Raw genomic sequence first — 17031 nt, 5'->3', positions numbered from 1 at the left:
CGGCTCCGCCTCACGCCCGCATCCCGGTGACGACTGCGTCGAGGAACTCGTCCGCGATCTCTTCGGGTGTCTCGGCGCCCGCGGGGGTGATCCAGAGGTAGCTGTAGTTGAACATGCCCAGCAGGCCCTTGACCATCAGCCGCGGGAGAGCGCGGAACTGTCCGTCGCGAATGCCCTGCTCCAGCGCGTTCCGCCAATGGGATTCGTAGCGTTCACGTTCGGCGATGATCCGGTCGCGACGCTCGTCCGTCAGGGCGTGGTACTCGCGGAAGAAGACCGTCCACTCCGCGCGGTGCTCGGCGATGTTCCGCATGAGCGCTCGTGCGAGGCCACGCAGCCGTTTCTCCGGATCGGCCTCGGACAGCGCGAGTTCGTCGGCGACCGTGTTCATCTGCGCGAGTTGCCGGCTGCTGATCTCGTAGAGGATTGCCTCTTTGCTGCCGATGTAGTGGTACAGCGCGCCCCGGCCCAGCCCGGTGGCCTCACCGATCTCGGCGACCCCGGTGCCGTGGTAGCCCGACTTCGCGAACAATTCGGCGGCCACCTGCAGGACTCGGTCCCGGTTGGCGTCGTACTTGTCGCTCATCGAAGGGCCCCTTTGTCTCCCGGCGGTCGAAGATGTGAGTCTAGACGGCCCGGATCACGGGTTCGGCGCGGCCAGCCCGGTGATCAGGGCGTCGAGAAAGCCGTCGGCGATCTCCTCGGGGGTGCGGGCCCCGTCGGCGGTGAGCCAGAGGTAGCTGTAGTTGAACATGCCGAGCACACCCTTGACCATCAACGGCGGCAACAGGGTGAACACGCCGTCCCGGACGCCCTGGTCGAACGCGTGCCGCCAATGCGATTCGTACCGTTCGCGTGCCGCGACGACCCGCGCACGCCGATCACCGGTCAGGGCGTGGTACTCGCGGAAGAACACCGTCCACTCCGCACGGTGCTCGGCGATGTTGCGGAGCAGGGCACGGGCGAGACCGCGGAGGCGTAGCTCCGGATCCGGTTCGGTCAGGGCGAGTTCGTCGGCCACGTCGTTCATCTGCGCGAGCTGCCGGCTGCTGATCGCGAATAAGACTTCCTCCTTGCTGCCGATGTAGTGGTACAGGGCCCCGCGGCCGAGCCCCACCGCCTGCCCAGGTCGGCGATCCCGGTGCCGTGATAGCCCGACCTCGCGAACAGCTCGGCGGACACGCGCAGAATCTCGGCGCGGTTGAGGTCGTACTTGGTGCTCATCGAATCACCGTTCGACGTGCACGATCAGGGCCTGCCCCTGGCCGCCGCCCCCGCACAGCGCCGCTGCGCCGACGCCACCGCCGCGGCGTCGCAGTTCGAGCGCGAGATGCAGGACGATCCGTGCCCCGGAGACGCCGATCGGGTGGCCGAGCGCGATCGCGCCGCCGTTGACGTTCACCCGGTCAGCGTCGAGACCGAGGCGTTCGGACGAGACGAGTGTGACCGCGGCGAACGCCTCGTTGATCTCGACGAGATCGAGTTCGCGAGGCGCGATCCCCTCGCGTCGGCACGCGGCCTGGATGGCGTTCGACGGCTGCTCGTGCAGACCCGAATCGGGTCCGGCGACCACGGCGCGTGATCCGATCTCGGCCAGCCACGACAGGCCGAGCCGGACGGCCGTCGACTTCCGGGTGACCACGACGGCACAGGCGCCGTCGGAGATCGGTGACGAGTTGCCCGCCGTCAGCGAGCCGTCGGCGGCGAAAGCCGGAGGCAGTCCGCCGAGGTCCGCTGCCGAGGTGTCGGCCCGGATGCCCTCGTCGTGGCTCACGTCGTGCGACTCACCCCGCCCGGACGTGATCGAAACGGGAACGATCTCGACCGCGAAGACGCCGTCCTTCCGCGCCCGTGCCGCCGCACGGTGCGACCGTGCGGCCCACTCGTCCTGGGCCTCCCGGGTGATCCCGTACGCGGGATTCCTCGACTCGGTCAGCGCCCCCATCGACGACCCGGTGAAGGCGTCCTGGAGCCCGTCGAACGCGAGGTGGTCGATCAGAACCGTGTCGCCGTACTTGTGCCCGCGACGACTGTTCCTCAGGAGGTGCGGCGCAGTGCTCATCGATTCCTGACCGCCGGCGACCACGATGTCCGCGTCGCCGGCGACGATCATCTGGTGAGCCAGCGTTATCGCGTCGATTCCGGAGAGGCACATCCGGTTGATGTTCAGTGCCGGTGTGGTCATGGGGATTCCGGCGGCCGCCGCCGCGACGCGCGCCGGCAATTGGCCGCTGCCTGCCGTGAGCACCTGGCCCATGACGACGTGGTCGACGGCGCGTGCGTCGACGCCGGCGGATTCCAGCGCGCCACCGACGGCGTGGCCACCCAGCTCCTGGGCGCTCAGGCTCGACAGCGATCCCATGAAGCGTCCGAACGGGGTTCGTGCCCCCGCGATGAGGACGGTGGGGTCTGCGTTCGTCATTGTGCTTCTCCTTCGAGAGCGTGGTGCCGCCCTGCGGCCGTTCCCGACCGCAGGACGGCTGATGTCAGTTCTTGCGCGACGTCTCGAAGGCGTCGGAGAACGCGTATCCGTCGAGCAGACGTCCCGCCGTGACCAGGTACTGGATGGTCGGGGTCCCCTCCTCGAGCCAGTTCAGGCGGGCGTCCCGGTAGAGGCGTTCGATCGGATGCGCGCGCGTGTATCCGATTCCACCGTGGATGAGCAGGGCCCGGTCGGTTACCCGGCCGACGGCCTCGAGGCCGAACAGTTTGCACATGCTGGCCTCGGCGGGAATCCGTTCGCCGGCATCCCACTTCTGTGCCGCGTCGGCCAGGATCCCGCGCAGGGCGTAGACGTCGGTGGCCATCTCCGCCAGGTAGCGCTGGATGGCCTGCCGTGTGCCGATCGGCTTGCCGAACGTGACACGGCTCTTCGCGTGGGCGATCGACAGTTCGAGGGCGCGCTCGGACGTGCCGAGGGAACTTGCCGCGATGAACACCCGGCTGATCTCCAGTGCGCGTTCGAGGTGCTCGTTCCCCTGCCCTTCGGCGCCGACGAGCGCGGTGGCGGGAACCCGGACGGAGTCGAGGGTGACGCGTCCGTGCTCGGTGCCCTTACACCCCATCGTCTCGGGAAGCGCTGCGATCGAGAGACCTTCGGTCTCGCGGGGAACGAGGAACGCGGAGACGTCGGTGGCGGTCGTCTTCGCGAAGACGATGAAGTGAGAAGCGATGTCCGAGTTGGTGATCAACCACTTCTCGCCGTTCAGGACGTAGTCGTCGCCCTCGCGCACCGCTGTCGACCCGAGGTCCGCGCCCGTCCCGAAGCCCGGCTCCGTGAGCGCGAACGCGACGGAGTTCCGGCCCGTCGCCGCGCCCGGCAGCACGTCCGCCTTCTGCCGGTCGCTGCCGATCTCGGAGAGCGCGTGGGCGAAGGAGTTGTGCACGTGGACGATGACCCGGAGCCCGCCCTGCACCTTTGCGAATTCGGCGATGATCGGCAGGTACTGGGCGATCGAGAGGCCGCTGCCGCCGTATTCGCGGGGGACGAGCAGGCCGAGTGCGCCGATCCGCTCGAGGATGGGCATGACGATGTCGTGCGGAACCTGCTCGTCGTCCTCGATCCGCTGTTCGAGCGGATCGAGTTCGGACCAGATCGCCTCGAAAATGCGGTCCCGGAGCGCCAGGTACTCCGACTCCGGAATGCCGACCGAATGCGTGAGTGTCGCGGTCATGGTGTTGCTTCCCTTCGTTGTTGGTCGTTGCGGTCGTGGTGTGTCACAGCGCCCAGCCACCGTCGACGGTGAGGACGGAGCCTGTGCAGAATGTGGCGTCTTCGCTGAGGAAGACTGCGGCCTTGGCGATTTCGTCGACGGTGCCGAATCGGCCGAGGACGGTTTCGCGTTCGATGCGCCTGCGTGCGGATTCGGGCACCGCGTCGGTCATGTCGGTGGTGACGAACCCGGGGGCCAGCACGTTGACCCGGATGCCGTCACGCGCGACCTCCTTGGCGAGTGAGCGACCGAAGCCGATCATCGCGGACTTCGCACCCGCGTACGCGGTGTCGCCGGCGTGACCGATCACGCCGACGACCGACGACACCAGCACGATGCTCGGTGACCTGCCGTGCACGAGGTGGGGCAGCGCGGCCCGCGCGAGGGCGACGGTGCCGCGGAGGTTCGTCTCTATCACGCTCCACCAGGCGTCCGGGTCCGTCTCGACGAGCCGGCCGCCCGACCACTGACCCGCGTTCAGGATCAACGAATCGAGGTGTCCCCAGTGGGAGACGACGCGCTCCACCGCCGTCGGCGCCGTGGTGTCGTCGTGCAGGTCGAAGCGGATCGGGAGTACCTGTTCGGGGGCGTCTGCGGCGAGCTTCTCCGCGTCGTCACGTCCGGTCCGGTATGTGCATCCCACCCGGCAGCCGCGCTGTGTCAGGGCTGTGGTGACGGCGGCCCCGATGCCGCGGGAGCCGCCGGAGACCAGCGCGACGCGTGGGTCGTCGTGATCGTTCTCGTTCATGCTCGGAAATGTACTGATCGATCCAAAAATAGTCCAGGGCGCACGGGAAAATGCACGTAAACGGCTTATATGATCGATCTTCAGGCGAGGTCACTCATTGGATCGATCGGTACAAAACTATTGCGATCGACGCGCGGAATGTGCTAGACCTGTGACCGTGGCCACACGGGGCGACGGCGCGGACGCGATGTCCGATCGGCGAACCCCGGACGAGGCCCGACGGCTCGAACACAACCGCGGTGGCACCGGATCGACACGGCAGCCGCACCGCCCCACATCAGCAGCGATGGGAGATTCGATATGAGAGTCATCGACGACCTGGAGGTCACCCGGGTCAAACCCCGAAAGGTCGCCTTCGCGTCCTTCGTCGGAACGGCAATCGAGTGGTACGACTTCTTCATCTTCGGGACCGCGGCCGCCCTGATATTCGGGAAGGCGTTCTTCCCGTCGTTGAGCCCACTGTCGGGAACGCTGGCAGCCTTCGCGACGTTCGGTATCGCGTTCGTGTCGCGTCCCGCAGGCGCGATCGTCTTCGGGCACTTCGGAGACCGGATCGGCCGCAAGAAAATGCTGGTGTTCTCCCTGGTGCTGATGGGGTCGTCGACGGTCGCGATCGGACTCATCCCCACCTACGGAGCGATCGGTCTCGCGGCGCCCGTGCTGCTCGTCCTCGCTCGCCTGGCGCAGGGCTTCGCGGTCGGCGGAGAATGGGGCGGCGCGGTACTGATGGCGGTCGAACACGCACCCCGCGAGAAGCGGGCGTTCTACGGCAGCTGGCCGCAGGCCGGCGTTCCTGCCGGACTGGTGCTCGCGACGCTCGCGTTCCTCCTGGTCGAGCGGCTTCCGGAAGACCAGGTGCAGGCATGGGGATGGCGGCTTCCGTTCCTGGCCAGTGCCGGGTTGGTCGCGGTCGGGATGTACGTTCGACTGAAGGTCGTCGAATCGCCCGAGTTCGAGAACGTCAAGCGCAACAAGAAGATTGCCGACTTCCCGATCCTCGCGGTACTGCGGGGCGAGAAGCGCGCGCTGGGCGTCGGGATTCTCACCCAGGCCGCCTCCCTCGTGCCGTTCTACCTCGTCACCGTCTTCGTGCTGTCGTACGGTCCGAAGGAGCTCGGCATCTCGCGGCAGACGATTCTGTTGAGCATCCTCGTCGCGTGCGTCCTCGACATCCTGTCGGTGCCCTACGCGTCGATGATCGCGGACCGGATCGGAGCTCGGAAGATGTTGATCTACGGGTCCCTCTACATGGCGGCGATCGCGTACCCGTTCTTCTGGTTGCTGTCGACCGGCGTCGGTGTCGCCGTTCTGCTGGCGATGATTCTGATCATCACCATCGGTCACGCCGTCACCTATTCCGCGGTGGCCGGGTATGTCACCGGTCTGTTCCCGGCCGAAGTCCGGTACACCGGCGCCTCCGTCGCCTATCAGTTCGGTGGTGTGGTGTTCAGTGCTCCCGCACCGTTCATCGCGGTGGCAATCGCTGCCGAGACGGACGGTGCGTGGGCACTGGCCGCGTACATCGCCGCCGCGTGCGCCATCACCGTCCTGGTCCTGACCCTGACGAAAACTGCAAAGGTGAATCACTGATGTCTCTCGACAGACTCGCATCGTCCGCACTCGCCGGTGCATGGCAGGACATCGAATCCCTGCTGGACCGCGACCCGTTCGGCGGCGACTTCAACACGGCCCACGAAATCTGCACCCGCTATGCGGCCGACCCGAATCGGGTGGCGCTGACCGTCCGGCACGAGGACGGTTCGGCCGACCGCTGGACCTACCGTGAACTCGACCGGCTCTCCGCCAAGGCGGCACGGGTATTCGCGCGAGCCGGGCTGAAGCGGGGAGATCGCGTCGGCGGACTCCTCTCACGACAGGTCGAGAGTTGGATCACCGCACTGGCAGTGTGGCGCTCGGGGCTGGTGTACGTGCCGTTGTTCGGTGGGTTTGCCCCGGACGCGATCGGCCTGCGCCTCGACGCGGCGGGAGTCCGTGCGGTCGTGGTCGATCAGCGGTACCGGCCGGCGCTCGCGGAGGCGCAGGCGACCCACGGACTCGATCCCGCCGTGTTCGTCGTCGGCGACGTCGCGGCCGGCGAGGACGACAGGTCCTTCTGGACCGAGGTCGACCGGGCCGACGCCGACGGCCCGCTCGCGACCACGGCACTCGGGGACACCGCCACCCTCCTGTTCACCAGTGGAACATCCGGAACACCGAAGGCGTGCACCATGACCCACGCCACCTTCGTCTCGGTCATGCCCTACGCGAAGAGCGTTCTCGGGGCGACCCGCGACAGCGTCGTGTTCTCGACGTCGGATCCGGCGTGGGCGTTCGGGCTGTACAGCACGGGTGCCGCCGTCATGGCGCTGGGCGTGCCGCGCGTCATGTACTCCGGGAAGTTCGTCCCCGAGGCCTGGCATCGCGTCATCCGGGAAGAGCAGGCGACGATCCTCACTACCGCGCCGGCCGCGTTGCGGCGACTGACGGCGACGTTCGCGCAGGACGGGGTGCCGCCGTCGCTCCGCACCGTCGCCGCTGCCGGTGAACCGCTCACCGCAGCGGTCGCCGCGGCCTGGGCCGACACCGGTGCACCCGCCGTGCGCAACGGGTACGGACTGTCCGAGGTCGGCATGCTCCTGGGCGACACTCAGGGCACCGAATCGAGATCCGGTCCGGGCTGGATGTCCGCCACGATTCCGGGTTTCGACACCTTCCTCGCGGACCGGGACGGTCAACCGGTGGCCGACGGTCAACCTGGATTGATCGCGGTACGGCGGCCCCGGCACCAGATGTCCAGCGGCTACGAGAACACCCCCGATCTGTGGGCCGACCGCTGGCGCGGCGACGTATTCCTCACCGAGGACCGAGCCGTCACAGACCCCGACGGCCGGTGGCAGATCCTCGGCCGGGACGACGACATGATCATCGCGTCGGGGCACAACATCAGCCCGGTCGAGGTCGAGAACGCGCTGTTGCAGCACCCGGCGGTCGCCGACGCCGCGGCAGTCGCCTACGACGATCCGATCCGCGGCGGAGTGGTCCGGGCCGTCGTCGTCCGCGCGGATACCCGGGCCGACGACGGCGACCTCGTCACGCAACTCAAACACCTCGTCGCGCAGCGCGTCGGACCCTACGCGGCACCCAAAGTCGTCGACTTCCGGCCCGACCTTCCGCGCACCGAAGTCGGCAAGTTACGCCGGGCGGCCGTCCGCGAACTCCCGTGAGGCGGCTCCGCCGCCCGTGCGCCTTTCTGGTTGTTGCAGCTACCAAAAAGGCGCACGGGCGCGAAGCGCCTATGGTTGTGCGATGGAAACCGAGTTCGTCCGCTGGACCGAGGACGGCACCGAGCATTCGGCGGTGTGGCGGTCCACCAGCGGGGCGACGCCCCCGAAGAAGATCCGGGTGGCCGACGACTCGATGACCGCCGACGAGGCGTACCGCCTGGCGTGCGAGGGGACGGCGCTGCTGTGGCGTGGCGACTTCCACAACGCCCGCCAGCTCGGCACCGCCGTCGCCGCCCGTACCGACCGTAAGACCCGTAAGACCTCCGCCGACCCCGCCACCGCGTTCCACCTGCACCGGCAGACGCAGTCGCGGCGGGCGGGGATCCTGGGGATGCTGCTGGTGCCGTTCGACGCCGATCAGACCGTCCCGCTGCGACGCGCCCCCGACGTGCGGCAGGCGGTGCTCGAGGCGTACGGACCGACGGACCAGCCCACCGTCACCACCCTGCGGGATCTGCTCGGGGCGATCGGCGCCCACGAGTGGCAGAAGAAGGGCGTCGAGATCCCGGCCCTGGATGCGCGCATCCACCCCGGCTACGGCGTGTTCTCCCCGATTCGCGGCGAGTACGTCGACCTCGTCGCCGACACCCCGCTGCCGTCGCTCACGCAGGCGTTCGACATCGGCACCGGCACCGGTGTGTTGGCCGCCGTCCTCGCACACCGCGGCGTCGAGAAGGTGATCGCGACCGAACTCGACGCGAACGCGCTGGCCTGCGCCCGGGCTAATCTGGACCGGCTCGGCTACGCCGGTCAGGTGCAGGTCGTGGAAACGGACCTGTTCCCCGAGGGCCGGGCACCGCTGGTCGTGTGCAACCCGCCGTGGATCCCCGCCCGCCCCACCTCGCCGATCGAGTACGCGATCTACGACCCGGACAGCCGGATGCTCCGCGGATTCCTGGGCGGCCTGGCCGAGCACCTCGAGCCCGGGGGAGAGGGCTGGCTCATCCTGTCCGACATCGCCGAGCACCTCGGACTGCGGACCCGCGAGGAATTACTGACCCTGATCGACGACGCCGGCCTGACCGTCCTCGGGCGCCGGGACGTGGCGCCCCGGCACGGCAAGGTCGCCGACCGCTCGGATGCTCTGCACGCCGCGCGCAAGCGGGAAGTGACGTCGCTGTGGCGGCTCGGTGCGCAGGACTCGCCCGCCGGGTAGCCCCGGGGTGATTCACTCGGACGCGCCCAACCCGACCATCGTCCCCGACGTCATGTAGACCAGGCGGGTATCCGACGCCGCGACGACTTGTGTGCTGTCCCACGAGTCGTCGTCGATCACTGTCTGCAGGGGGAGCATCCACAGTTCCTCGCCGGACCGGACGTTCTCGGCGCGCAGGACATCGGATTCCAGCAAGACCGCGGTGTCGCCGTCCGCGGCGACGACGGTGCCGTACGACTCGGCGCTTCGGTGCCACAACCGGTCCCCGGACCTCAGGTCGAGTGCGGCTTCCGTCTTGCCCTCGTAGTCGCGCAGCAACGCCACATCCCCCAGGACGGCGACGGCGGTGCCCTGCGTGGTGTTCGGGCCGTACGACTGCGGAGTGTCGACCCGCGGCGTCGACACGAGATCGGGGCTCGTCCAGAGCAGTTCGCCCGCCGTCCGGTCGTAGGCACCGTCGCCGAGCAACACCGGAATCGTGGTGTCGGCGGGCCGATCGACGGCAAGGGTGTGCACCGCCTCCACGTCCGATGCCGCGAGGACGCGCCCGGTACGATCGACGGCCTCCGAGCCCAGCACCTTGCTGAGACTGCAGTCGCTGTGCACACGGACGACCACCCCGCCTTCGGTGGCCCGGGCGGACTGCGTGCAGTCGGGCAGCGTGCGCGTGAACGTCGGATTCCCGGTCGCGAGGTCGAACCCCGCCACCTCCCCGCCGAGTTCGAGCACACCCTGACCGTGCTCGGTGCTCATGAGGTGACCGAACGCGTCCTCCCACGCCGAACCGAGGTCGAACCGCTGTGACCAGCGGGCATCGGGGTCGGTGGGGATGCCGCCGTGCACCCGGATGTCGTCGGATTCCGGGTCGCCTTCCATCACGTACAGCCAGTCGTCGGCGGCCGTCATCGCGAGGATCGTCCAGTCGGTGGGTGTGCGGGTCACGGAGCCGCTCTCGGTGTCGACGGCCAGGATGACCGGTGCGTCCTCGAAGGGGGTCGTGTAACAGACCATCCGCCCGGCGGCGAGGGTGTCGGTGCACCCGCCCAGCGACTCGACCGGCGTCTCCCAGCGCACCGATCCGGTGTCGGCGTCCACCCCGACCAACCTCGTCTCGTCCAGCCCCGACGTCTGCTGATTCACCAACCCGATCATGGTGACCAGCACCTGTCCGCCGTCGACGAATCCCGGCTCGCCCGAGTCGAATCCGCTGCCGTACACCGGGTTGCGGAAGACCGCGAACTGTCGATCGTAGGTGGCGGCCGCATCCAGCGACCACTCGGCGCCCGGTGCATCCGGCGACGCCTCCGGGGCGCCGGGATCCACAAAGCCGGTGAGCCCGGGGATGTTCACCTCCGGGTACTCCGGTTCGTGCACGATCACGGTGGTGACGGCGCCGGCGACAGTCACGACCGCCACGAGCGCTGCGGCCCAGAGGTTTCGGCTGCTCTTGTCGGGGCCCATGTCGGCTACAGCTCCAGTCCGGGTGTCGTGGCCAGGGATTCGAGAAGCTCGTAGGGGAGCGGAGTGGCCGGCAGCGTGGAGGTCGAGCTGACCGAAACCCGGGTGCCAGACGGCCGTGTCAGCGTCACGTAACGGCCGGCCTCCGCGACGGCGGGTGTTCTGGGCTCGGACGCTGCGGAGGTGTACCCGTCCCGTCGCTCCAACACGGAGCCGTCGGGCAGTCGGGTGGCCTTCGCGGCTTGCGGGTCGTAGGACGGGTCGTACTTGTCCGGCTCGGGCGGAACGATGTAGCCGCCCTCGATCGAGATTCGCAGGGTCCCTTCGGATCCGGGTGTGGTGACGTCGACGCTCTCACACACCGCCTTGTCGCTGTACTCGGCCAGTTGCAGTGATCCGAGCGGTGTCGACACGGCGATACCCTGATCGCGCCACGCGTCGTCGAGCACGGAGTTCAACCGGTCCAGATCGGCGCGGGTCAGCGCCGGTCCCTCGTCCTCGGAGCCGCCCCCCGACCCGCATGCCGTCGGGGGAGGCGGGGTGCCCGGTGGAACCGCTGTACTCACCCGCAGTTCGGGGCGCAGCACGATGGCGGTGAGTTCGTCGAGGGTCAGTGGGATGGTGCCGCTGTACTTCGAGCCTTGGTCGGCCTCGGCGAAGTTCTCGTCGGTGGCGTCGGCATGGATCCACGTGCCGTCCGGGAAGTAGCCGGCGATGCTCCGGGACAGCGTGCGGTGGCCGTCGTACTCGGACCACGTGTCGTCCGCATCCAGCACGGTGCCGTCGGGCAGCGTCGTGCGACGGTCGAGTTCCCCGGCCACGCACGGCGGAATCGGCCTGTCCGCCTTGCTGACCGATATCCACAGCGACCCGGGTGCCGAGTCCCGGAGCAGCGGTCCCCGAGCGCTGGTGACGCCGCCGAAGTCGTCCTCGAAGTCCGGTGTCTCCGGCTGGTCGTACTCCGGAATCGGCTCGAACAGCAACGACTCGGTGGGGCTGACGAAGGGGATCTCCACGGCCTCCGGCAGAGCGTCGAGGACCGCGGCAGTCATGGACGACGCCTTCGGTGCCGAGAACCACGGGTAGCGCGGGTTGTCGTAACTCTGCTCGCCGCTGACGAACATGGCGAAGGACTCTCCCTCCGTCGGCGGTTCCACCGTCGCGCAACCGGGAATGTCGACGGGATATTCGACCGGCGAGGTGACGTACGACGGGAGCCCAGTGGCGTCCTCGACCGTGGCAGTGCCGGATCCGGTATCGAGCAGTCCCGCGACGATCACGCCACACGCCATGATCGACACCACGACGAGACCCGTCGTCCAGCGGTCCTTGCGGCTGTCCGCCCCGTCGCCCATGTGCCCCCACCCGTGTCGCAGGCGCTCACCCCGAACGGAGGAGCATCCGAAGTCCTATTCGTCACGATTGCGGGCAGCGTTACGCCCGTGCGTGGTCAACGAGTCCCTGGACTCCCCAACCACTCACGGGCGCGGAGCGCCTACCTGCCCTGCGGATACGGAAGATGGCCGCTGCTGTCCTCGTTGACGAGTACGGCCCGGCCCAGTTGCGGGAAGGCGCGTTGCGCGCATGCGGGCCGGTCGCACACCTTGCAGCCCGCGCCGATCGGGACGACCGTGCTCGGGTCGTCCGTCTGGATTCCGCGCGAATAGACCAGCCGATCGGCGTACCCGATGTCGCAGCCGAGGCCGATCGCGAAATTGCGTTCCGGGGCGAGATATCCGAGACCGCCGCTGTGGGTGGTGCGCGCGATCCACAGGTAGGCGCGCCCGTCGGGCATCTTCGATACCTGCGTGAGGATCCTCCCCGGATTCGCGAACGCCTCGTGGACCACCCACAGCGGGCAGCTGCCGCCCACCCGGGAGAAGTGGAACGCTGTGGCGGACTGTCGCTTCGAGATGTTCCCGGCGCGGTCGGTGCGGACGAAGAAGAAGGGCACGCCGCGCTGACCCGGCCGTTGTAGCGTCGACAGTCGGTGACAGATCGTCTCGAACCCCACCTCGAACTTCAGGCTCAGCAGGTCGATGTCGTAGTGGAGCGATTCGGCGGCACCCAGGAACAGCGTGTACGGCAGGATCAGCGCCCCGGCGAAGTAGTGAGCCAACCCGATTCGCGCGAGCGCGGCGGATTCGGCGGTCAGCGATTCGTCCCCGGCGACGATCGCGTCGATCGTCTCCGACTGCGTGAAGAACGCCACCTGCATCGCGATCTGGAACGCGCGCTGACCGGCGGTGAGCCGACGGGCGAGCGTCAGTGTGCCCGCCTCTGCGTCATACAGTCGTTTGGGGCCCAGCTGATCCGGTTCGTCGGTGCGGATGCGGACCGTCACCCCGTGCCGGTCGCGGAGGATGCGGGCCAACTGGAGGTCGAGCGCGCCGATCGACAGTGTGTTGCCCCTGAACATCTCCTCGGCGGCGTCGTCGAGGCGGCCGATATGGTTGCGCCGATCGTAGAAGAAGTCCCGCACCTCCTCGTAGGGCATCGGCACGTGCGCCGGGTCCGGCGTCGCGTCCCCGGAGATCTGCGCCGAGAACTGGTCGAGCTGATCGGTGGTCGCCCGCAACCGTCGGTGCAGCGTCACGAGCGTTCGCCCCACGGCGGGCATCCGGGCGACGAGTTCGTCGATCTCCGCCAACGACACCTCGCCGGACTCCGACGTATCCACCAGCGCCTCGTGCACGTCCGCGACCAGACGGGCATCGGTGTCGGAGGCGAAGAACTGGACGTCGAGATCGAACACCTCGTTGAGCTTGAGCAGAACCGGCACCGTGAGCGGGCGCTGATCGTTCTCGAGCTGATTGACGTAGCTCGGCGACAGCCCGAGGCTCTTCGCGAGCGCAAGTTGCGACAGCCGGCGTTCCTCCCGCAGGCGCCGCAACCGGGGGCCGGCGTACATCTTCTTCATGCGTCCATTCCTCCATCGCCGCGCCCACAGACAGTACCCAACGATGATTCGCAGCATTCGCAAGTTTGCCGGGTTCGATACGCACGAATAGGCCTTTGCGAGGTATTTCTTGCCCCCGAGGCCTCTGCGTAGCGTGCGAAAGAAGGACGAGGACCACGGAGGAAAACGATGAAGACACATCTCGTACGCACGCGACGCTCGGCGGAGGAGTTCCCCAGGGACGAACACCTGGCCTGGAAGATCGCGGAGGTGGCCACCGACCCCGTCGAGGTGTCCGGAGCGACGGCGGAGATGATCGTCAACCGGATCATCGACAACGCCGCCGTCGCCGCGGCCTCCCTGACCCGCCGCCCGGTGTCCAACGCCCGGGCGCAGGCGCAGTCGCATCCCTACAGCCCAGGGTCGGCTGTGTTCGGGGTCGGCGGGACGTACTCGCCGGAGTGGGCGGCGTGGGCCAACGGTGTGGCGGTGCGGGAACTGGACTTCCACGACACGTTCCTCGCCGCCGAGTACTCGCACCCCGGTGACAACATTCCGCCGATCCTCGCGGTCGCCCAGCACGCCGGACTCGGCGGACGCGACCTGATCCGCGGCCTCGCCAGCGGCTACGAGATCCAGATCGACCTGGTGCGCGCAATCTCGCTGCACGAGCACAAGATCGACCACGTCGCGCATCTCGGCCCGTCGGCCGCGGCCGGGATCGGCACCGCACTCGGTCTCGACACGGAGACCGTCTACCAGGCGATCGGTCAGGCCCTGCACCTGACGACGGCGACGCGGCAGTCGCGCAAGGGCGAGATCTCCAGTTGGAAGGCATACGCCCCGGCGCTCGCCGGCAAGGTGGCCGTCGAGTCCGTGGATCGGGCGATGCGGGGCGAGGGGTCTCCGTCACCGATCTGGGAGGGTGAGGACGGTGTCATCGCGTGGCTGCTCGGCGGACCGGACAAGGAATACCACGTTCCGCTGCCCGGCCCGGGTGAGGACAAGCGTGCGATCCTCGACAGCTACACCAAGGAACACTCGGCCGAATACCAGAGTCAGGCGCCCATCGACCTCGCGCGCCGGATGCGCGAGCGGATCGGGGATCTGAATCAGATCGCGTCGATCGTGCTGCACACCAGCCACCACACGCACGTCGTGATCGGCACCGGTTCGAACGACCCGCAGAAGTTCGACCCCACCGCCTCCCGCGAGACCCTCGACCACTCGGTGATGTACATCTTCGCCGTCGCGCTGCAGGACGGAACGTGGCACCACGAGCGCTCCTACGCCCCCGAGCGGGCACAGCGCCCCGACACGGTGGAGTTGTGGCGCAAGATCTCCACGGCCGAGGACCCGGAGTGGACGCGTCGCTACCACTCGACCGACCCGGACGAGAAGGCGTTCGGTGCGCGCGCCGAGATCACGTTGAAGAGTGGGGAGGTTCTCGTCGACGAACTCGCCGTCGCGGACGCGCATCCGTTCGGTGCCCGGCCGTTCGCCCGCGACCAGTACGTCGCCAAGTTCCGCACCCTCGCCGACGGCGTGATCACACCTGCCGAGCAGGACCGCTTCCTCGACGCCGCGTACGGCGCCGCCGACCTGAAGCCCGGTGAGCTGGACCAATTGACGTTCACCGTCACCGAGGACGTGCTCGCCCGCGTACCGAAGCTGCCGAAGGGACTGTTCTGATGAGCGGGCTGATCGCCGCGGCCACGTCGGCGGCGGACAAGCGGAAAGCGTTTCGGGCCGGGCTCGACTCGGGCGCGCTGCAGCGTCTGCCCGGCGCGTTCAACCCGTTGGTGGCCAAGCTGATCCAGGAGATCGGCTTCGAGGGTGTCTACGTGTCGGGCGCCGTCGTCTCCGCGGATCTCGCCCTGCCCGACATCGGGCTGACCACCCTGACCGAGGTCGCGGGACGGGGGCAGCAGATCGCCCGCGTCACCGACCTGCCGGTCCTGATCGACGCCGACACCGGGTTCGGGGAACCGATGAGCGCGGCGCGCACCGTCACCGTCCTCGAGGACGCCGGTATCGCCGGATGCCACCTCGAGGACCAGGTGAACCCGAAACGCTGCGGCCATCTCGACGGCAAGGCGGTGGTGCCGACGGACGAGATGGTGCGGCGGATCCGGGCGGCGGTCTCGGCGCGGCGCGATCCGAACTTCGTGATCTGCGCCCGCACCGATGCTCGCGGAATCGAGGGACTCGACGCGGCGATCGACCGGGCCAAGGCCTACGTCGACGCCGGCGCCGACCTCGTGTTCACCGAGGCCCTCGCCGACGAGTCGGACTTCGAGAAGTTCCGCGCGGGCATCGCCGTCCCGCTGCTCGCGAACATGACGGAATTCGGTAAATCCGAGCTGATCTCGGCGACGACGCTGCAGGACATCGGGTACAACGCGGTGATCTATCCGGTGACCACGCTGCGGCTCGCGATGTACGCGGCCGAGGCCGGACTGCGGCAGATCGCCGCGGAGGGAACGCAGGCCGGTCTGCTCGATCGGATGCAGCACCGCAGCCGGCTCTACGAACTGCTCGACTACAAGCGCTACAACGAATTCGACAGCGGCATCTTCAATTTCCGGATCGAGGGGAGTGGGTCATGACCGAACCAATTCCCATCATCTACAAGGGGCTGGCCGGTGTCGTCGTCGACACTACCTCCATCTCCAAGGTGGTGCCGGAGACCAATGCGCTGACCTACCGCGGCTACGCGGTGCAGGACCTGGCGGCGCACTGCAGCTTCGAGGAGGTGGCGTACCTGCTCTGGTACGGCGAACTCCCTACCCCCGCGCAGCTGGAACTGCTCGGTCAGCGTGAGCGGGCGGCGCGCCGGGCCGACCGCTCCCTGCTGTCGCTGCTGGCGAAGATGCCCGACAACTGCCACCCCATGGACGTGGTGCGCACGGCGATCAGCTACCTCGGTGCGGAAGACCCTGCGGAGGACGACAATTCACCGTCCGAGAACCTCGCGAAGGCGCTGCGCATGACGGCGGTGCTGCCCACGATCGTGGCCGCCGACTTCCGGCGCAGGCGCGGACAGGACCCGATCGCACCGCACTCGCACCTGGGGTTCGCGGAGAACTTCCTGAACATGTGCTTCGGGGACGTGCCCGATCCGGCCGTCGTCAAGTCGTTCGAGGTGTCGCTGATCCTGTATGCGGAGCACAGTTTCAACGCGTCCACGTTCGCGGCCCGCGTGGTGACGTCGACACTGTCCGACATCTACAGTGCGGTCACCGCGGCGATCGGGGCGTTGAAGGGTCCGCTGCACGGCGGCGCCAACGAGGCCGTCATGCACGACATGCTCGAGATCGGCGAGCCGGACCGCGCCGAGGAGTGGCTGCTGGGCAAACTCGCCGCCAAGGACAAGGTGATGGGTTTCGGCCACCGCGTCTACAAGAACGGCGACTCGCGGGTGCCGACGATGAAGGCGGCACTGCTCGACATCGCCGCCCACACCGGCGGCGAGAAGTGGGTGCGGATGTACGACATCCTGGAGAAGACGATGGCCGGCGCCACCGGCATCGCGCCGAACCTCGACTTCCCGACCGGTCCGGCGTACTACCTCATGGGATTCGACGTGGAAATGTTCACACCGATGTTCGTGATGAGCCGGATCACCGGGTGGACCGCCCACATCATCGAGCAGGGCGCGTCGAACAGTTTGATCCGCCCGCTCAGCGAGTAATCGGGGGTTCCCCAGAGGTCCGTCGTGGCCTGACCGCCTTGTGCGCCTTTGTGGTTGCTGCTGCTACCAGAAAGGCGCA

13 protein-coding genes and 1 pseudogene are annotated in these 17031 nt (G+C 68.2%); 6 read left to right on the top strand and 8 right to left on the bottom strand.

Features of this window, described 5'->3' with window-relative positions:
* Window positions 1–10: 10 nt before the first annotated feature.
* The 5 genes and pseudogenes from ACFVJ3_RS29515 to ACFVJ3_RS29495 all read right to left on the bottom strand — a co-directional run bounded on the left by ACFVJ3_RS29515 (window position 11) and on the right by ACFVJ3_RS29495 (window position 4461).
* Window positions 11–586 (bottom strand): TetR/AcrR family transcriptional regulator, encoded by a 576-nt coding sequence (locus ACFVJ3_RS29515; protein ID WP_005252730.1) that lies wholly within the window; start codon window positions 584–586, stop codon window positions 11–13.
* A 54-nt stretch (window positions 587–640) separates the two neighbouring features.
* Window positions 641–1224 (bottom strand): annotated as a pseudogene (locus ACFVJ3_RS29510) (TetR/AcrR family transcriptional regulator).
* A 4-nt stretch (window positions 1225–1228) separates the two neighbouring features.
* Entirely contained in the window at window positions 1229–2422 is a 1194-nt protein-coding gene (locus tag ACFVJ3_RS29505; protein ID WP_378455434.1) for an acetyl-CoA C-acyltransferase, read from the bottom strand.
* A gap of 64 nt (window positions 2423–2486) precedes the next feature.
* Entirely contained in the window at window positions 2487–3674 is a 1188-nt protein-coding gene (locus ACFVJ3_RS29500; protein ID WP_378455433.1) for an acyl-CoA dehydrogenase family protein, read from the bottom strand.
* A 43-nt stretch (window positions 3675–3717) separates the two neighbouring features.
* A complete protein-coding gene (locus ACFVJ3_RS29495) occupies window positions 3718–4461 on the bottom strand; it encodes an SDR family NAD(P)-dependent oxidoreductase (protein ID WP_378455432.1) in 744 nt (247 codons plus the stop codon).
* Between the two features lie 300 nt (window positions 4462–4761).
* On the opposite strand from ACFVJ3_RS29495, the gene ACFVJ3_RS29490 reads away from it, so the two are divergent.
* The 3 genes from ACFVJ3_RS29490 to ACFVJ3_RS29480 all read left to right on the top strand — a co-directional run bounded on the left by ACFVJ3_RS29490 (window position 4762) and on the right by ACFVJ3_RS29480 (window position 8901).
* Window positions 4762–6051: an MFS transporter gene (locus ACFVJ3_RS29490; RefSeq protein ID WP_378455431.1), complete on the top strand. Its 1290-nt coding sequence runs from the start codon at window positions 4762–4764 to the stop codon at window positions 6049–6051.
* Window positions 6051–7685 carry an AMP-binding protein gene (locus ACFVJ3_RS29485; protein ID WP_378455430.1) on the top strand — a complete coding sequence of 545 codons (1635 nt, stop codon included), beginning with the start codon at window positions 6051–6053 and terminating at the stop codon, window positions 7683–7685. Before ACFVJ3_RS29490 ends, ACFVJ3_RS29485 begins: the two co-directional genes overlap by 1 nt.
* A gap of 82 nt (window positions 7686–7767) precedes the next feature.
* On the top strand, window positions 7768–8901 hold the full coding sequence (locus ACFVJ3_RS29480; RefSeq protein ID WP_378455429.1) for a methyltransferase: 1134 nt from the start codon (window positions 7768–7770) through the stop codon (window positions 8899–8901).
* A 12-nt stretch (window positions 8902–8913) separates the two neighbouring features.
* Here ACFVJ3_RS29480 and ACFVJ3_RS29475 read toward each other — a convergent pair whose 3' ends face one another.
* The 3 genes from ACFVJ3_RS29475 to ACFVJ3_RS29465 all read right to left on the bottom strand — a co-directional run bounded on the left by ACFVJ3_RS29475 (window position 8914) and on the right by ACFVJ3_RS29465 (window position 13279).
* Window positions 8914–10362: a PQQ-binding-like beta-propeller repeat protein gene (locus tag ACFVJ3_RS29475; protein ID WP_378455428.1), complete on the bottom strand. Its 1449-nt coding sequence runs from the start codon at window positions 10360–10362 to the stop codon at window positions 8914–8916.
* Between the two features lie 5 nt (window positions 10363–10367).
* On the bottom strand, window positions 10368–11714 hold the full coding sequence (locus ACFVJ3_RS29470) for a hypothetical protein (RefSeq protein WP_378455427.1): 1347 nt from the start codon (window positions 11712–11714) through the stop codon (window positions 10368–10370).
* Window positions 11715–11854: 140 nt separating this feature from the next.
* The gene (locus ACFVJ3_RS29465; RefSeq protein ID WP_378455426.1) at window positions 11855–13279 is read right to left on the bottom strand and encodes a short-chain fatty acyl-CoA regulator family protein; all 1425 of its coding nucleotides are present in this window, start codon (window positions 13277–13279) and stop codon (window positions 11855–11857) included.
* A 168-nt stretch (window positions 13280–13447) separates the two neighbouring features.
* Here ACFVJ3_RS29465 and prpD point away from each other — a divergent pair, with 168 nt between their 5' ends.
* The 3 genes from prpD to ACFVJ3_RS29450 are packed head-to-tail and all read left to right on the top strand — an operon-like array spanning window position 13448 to window position 16952.
* On the top strand, window positions 13448–14950 hold the full coding sequence (gene prpD, locus ACFVJ3_RS29460; RefSeq protein WP_378455425.1) for a 2-methylcitrate dehydratase PrpD: 1503 nt from the start codon (window positions 13448–13450) through the stop codon (window positions 14948–14950).
* Complete coding sequence (gene prpB, locus ACFVJ3_RS29455) at window positions 14950–15867, top strand: methylisocitrate lyase (RefSeq protein WP_378455424.1); 918 nt, start codon at window positions 14950–14952, stop codon at window positions 15865–15867. Before prpD ends, prpB begins: the two co-directional genes overlap by 1 nt.
* Entirely contained in the window at window positions 15864–16952 is a 1089-nt protein-coding gene (locus ACFVJ3_RS29450) for a bifunctional 2-methylcitrate synthase/citrate synthase (RefSeq protein WP_378455423.1), read from the top strand. The genes prpB and ACFVJ3_RS29450 overlap by 4 nt, the downstream gene beginning before the upstream one ends.
* Window positions 16953–17031 lie beyond the last annotated feature (79 nt).

Origin of the sequence: Rhodococcus sp. NPDC127593 (assembly GCF_042671975.1) — a bacterium.
Classification (GTDB): Bacteria; Actinomycetota; Actinomycetes; order Mycobacteriales; family Mycobacteriaceae; genus Rhodococcus_F.
The sequence above is the reverse complement of the archived record's forward strand: the minus strand, read 5'-3'. Positions and strand labels throughout refer to the sequence as shown.

Excerpts from the sequence above, each read along its gene's own strand:
- ACFVJ3_RS29515 (WP_005252730.1), bottom strand. The coding sequence starts at position 586 with ATGAGCGACAAGTACGACGCCAACCGGGACCGAGTCCTGCAGGTGGCC.
- ACFVJ3_RS29505 (WP_378455434.1), bottom strand. The coding sequence starts at position 2,422 with ATGACGAACGCAGACCCCACCGTCCTCATCGCGGGGGCACGAACCCCG.
- ACFVJ3_RS29500 (WP_378455433.1), bottom strand. The coding sequence starts at position 3,674 with ATGACCGCGACACTCACGCATTCGGTCGGCATTCCGGAGTCGGAGTAC.
- ACFVJ3_RS29495 (WP_378455432.1), bottom strand. The coding sequence starts at position 4,461 with ATGAACGAGAACGATCACGACGACCCACGCGTCGCGCTGGTCTCCGGC.
- ACFVJ3_RS29490 (WP_378455431.1), top strand. The coding sequence starts at position 4,762 with ATGAGAGTCATCGACGACCTGGAGGTCACCCGGGTCAAACCCCGAAAG.
- ACFVJ3_RS29485 (WP_378455430.1), top strand. The coding sequence starts at position 6,051 with ATGTCTCTCGACAGACTCGCATCGTCCGCACTCGCCGGTGCATGGCAG.
- ACFVJ3_RS29480 (WP_378455429.1), top strand. The coding sequence starts at position 7,768 with ATGGAAACCGAGTTCGTCCGCTGGACCGAGGACGGCACCGAGCATTCG.
- ACFVJ3_RS29475 (WP_378455428.1), bottom strand. The coding sequence starts at position 10,362 with ATGGGCCCCGACAAGAGCAGCCGAAACCTCTGGGCCGCAGCGCTCGTG.
- ACFVJ3_RS29470 (WP_378455427.1), bottom strand. The coding sequence starts at position 11,714 with ATGGGCGACGGGGCGGACAGCCGCAAGGACCGCTGGACGACGGGTCTC.
- ACFVJ3_RS29465 (WP_378455426.1), bottom strand. The coding sequence starts at position 13,279 with ATGAAGAAGATGTACGCCGGCCCCCGGTTGCGGCGCCTGCGGGAGGAA.
- prpD (WP_378455425.1), top strand. The coding sequence starts at position 13,448 with ATGAAGACACATCTCGTACGCACGCGACGCTCGGCGGAGGAGTTCCCC.
- prpB (WP_378455424.1), top strand. The coding sequence starts at position 14,950 with ATGAGCGGGCTGATCGCCGCGGCCACGTCGGCGGCGGACAAGCGGAAA.
- ACFVJ3_RS29450 (WP_378455423.1), top strand. The coding sequence starts at position 15,864 with ATGACCGAACCAATTCCCATCATCTACAAGGGGCTGGCCGGTGTCGTC.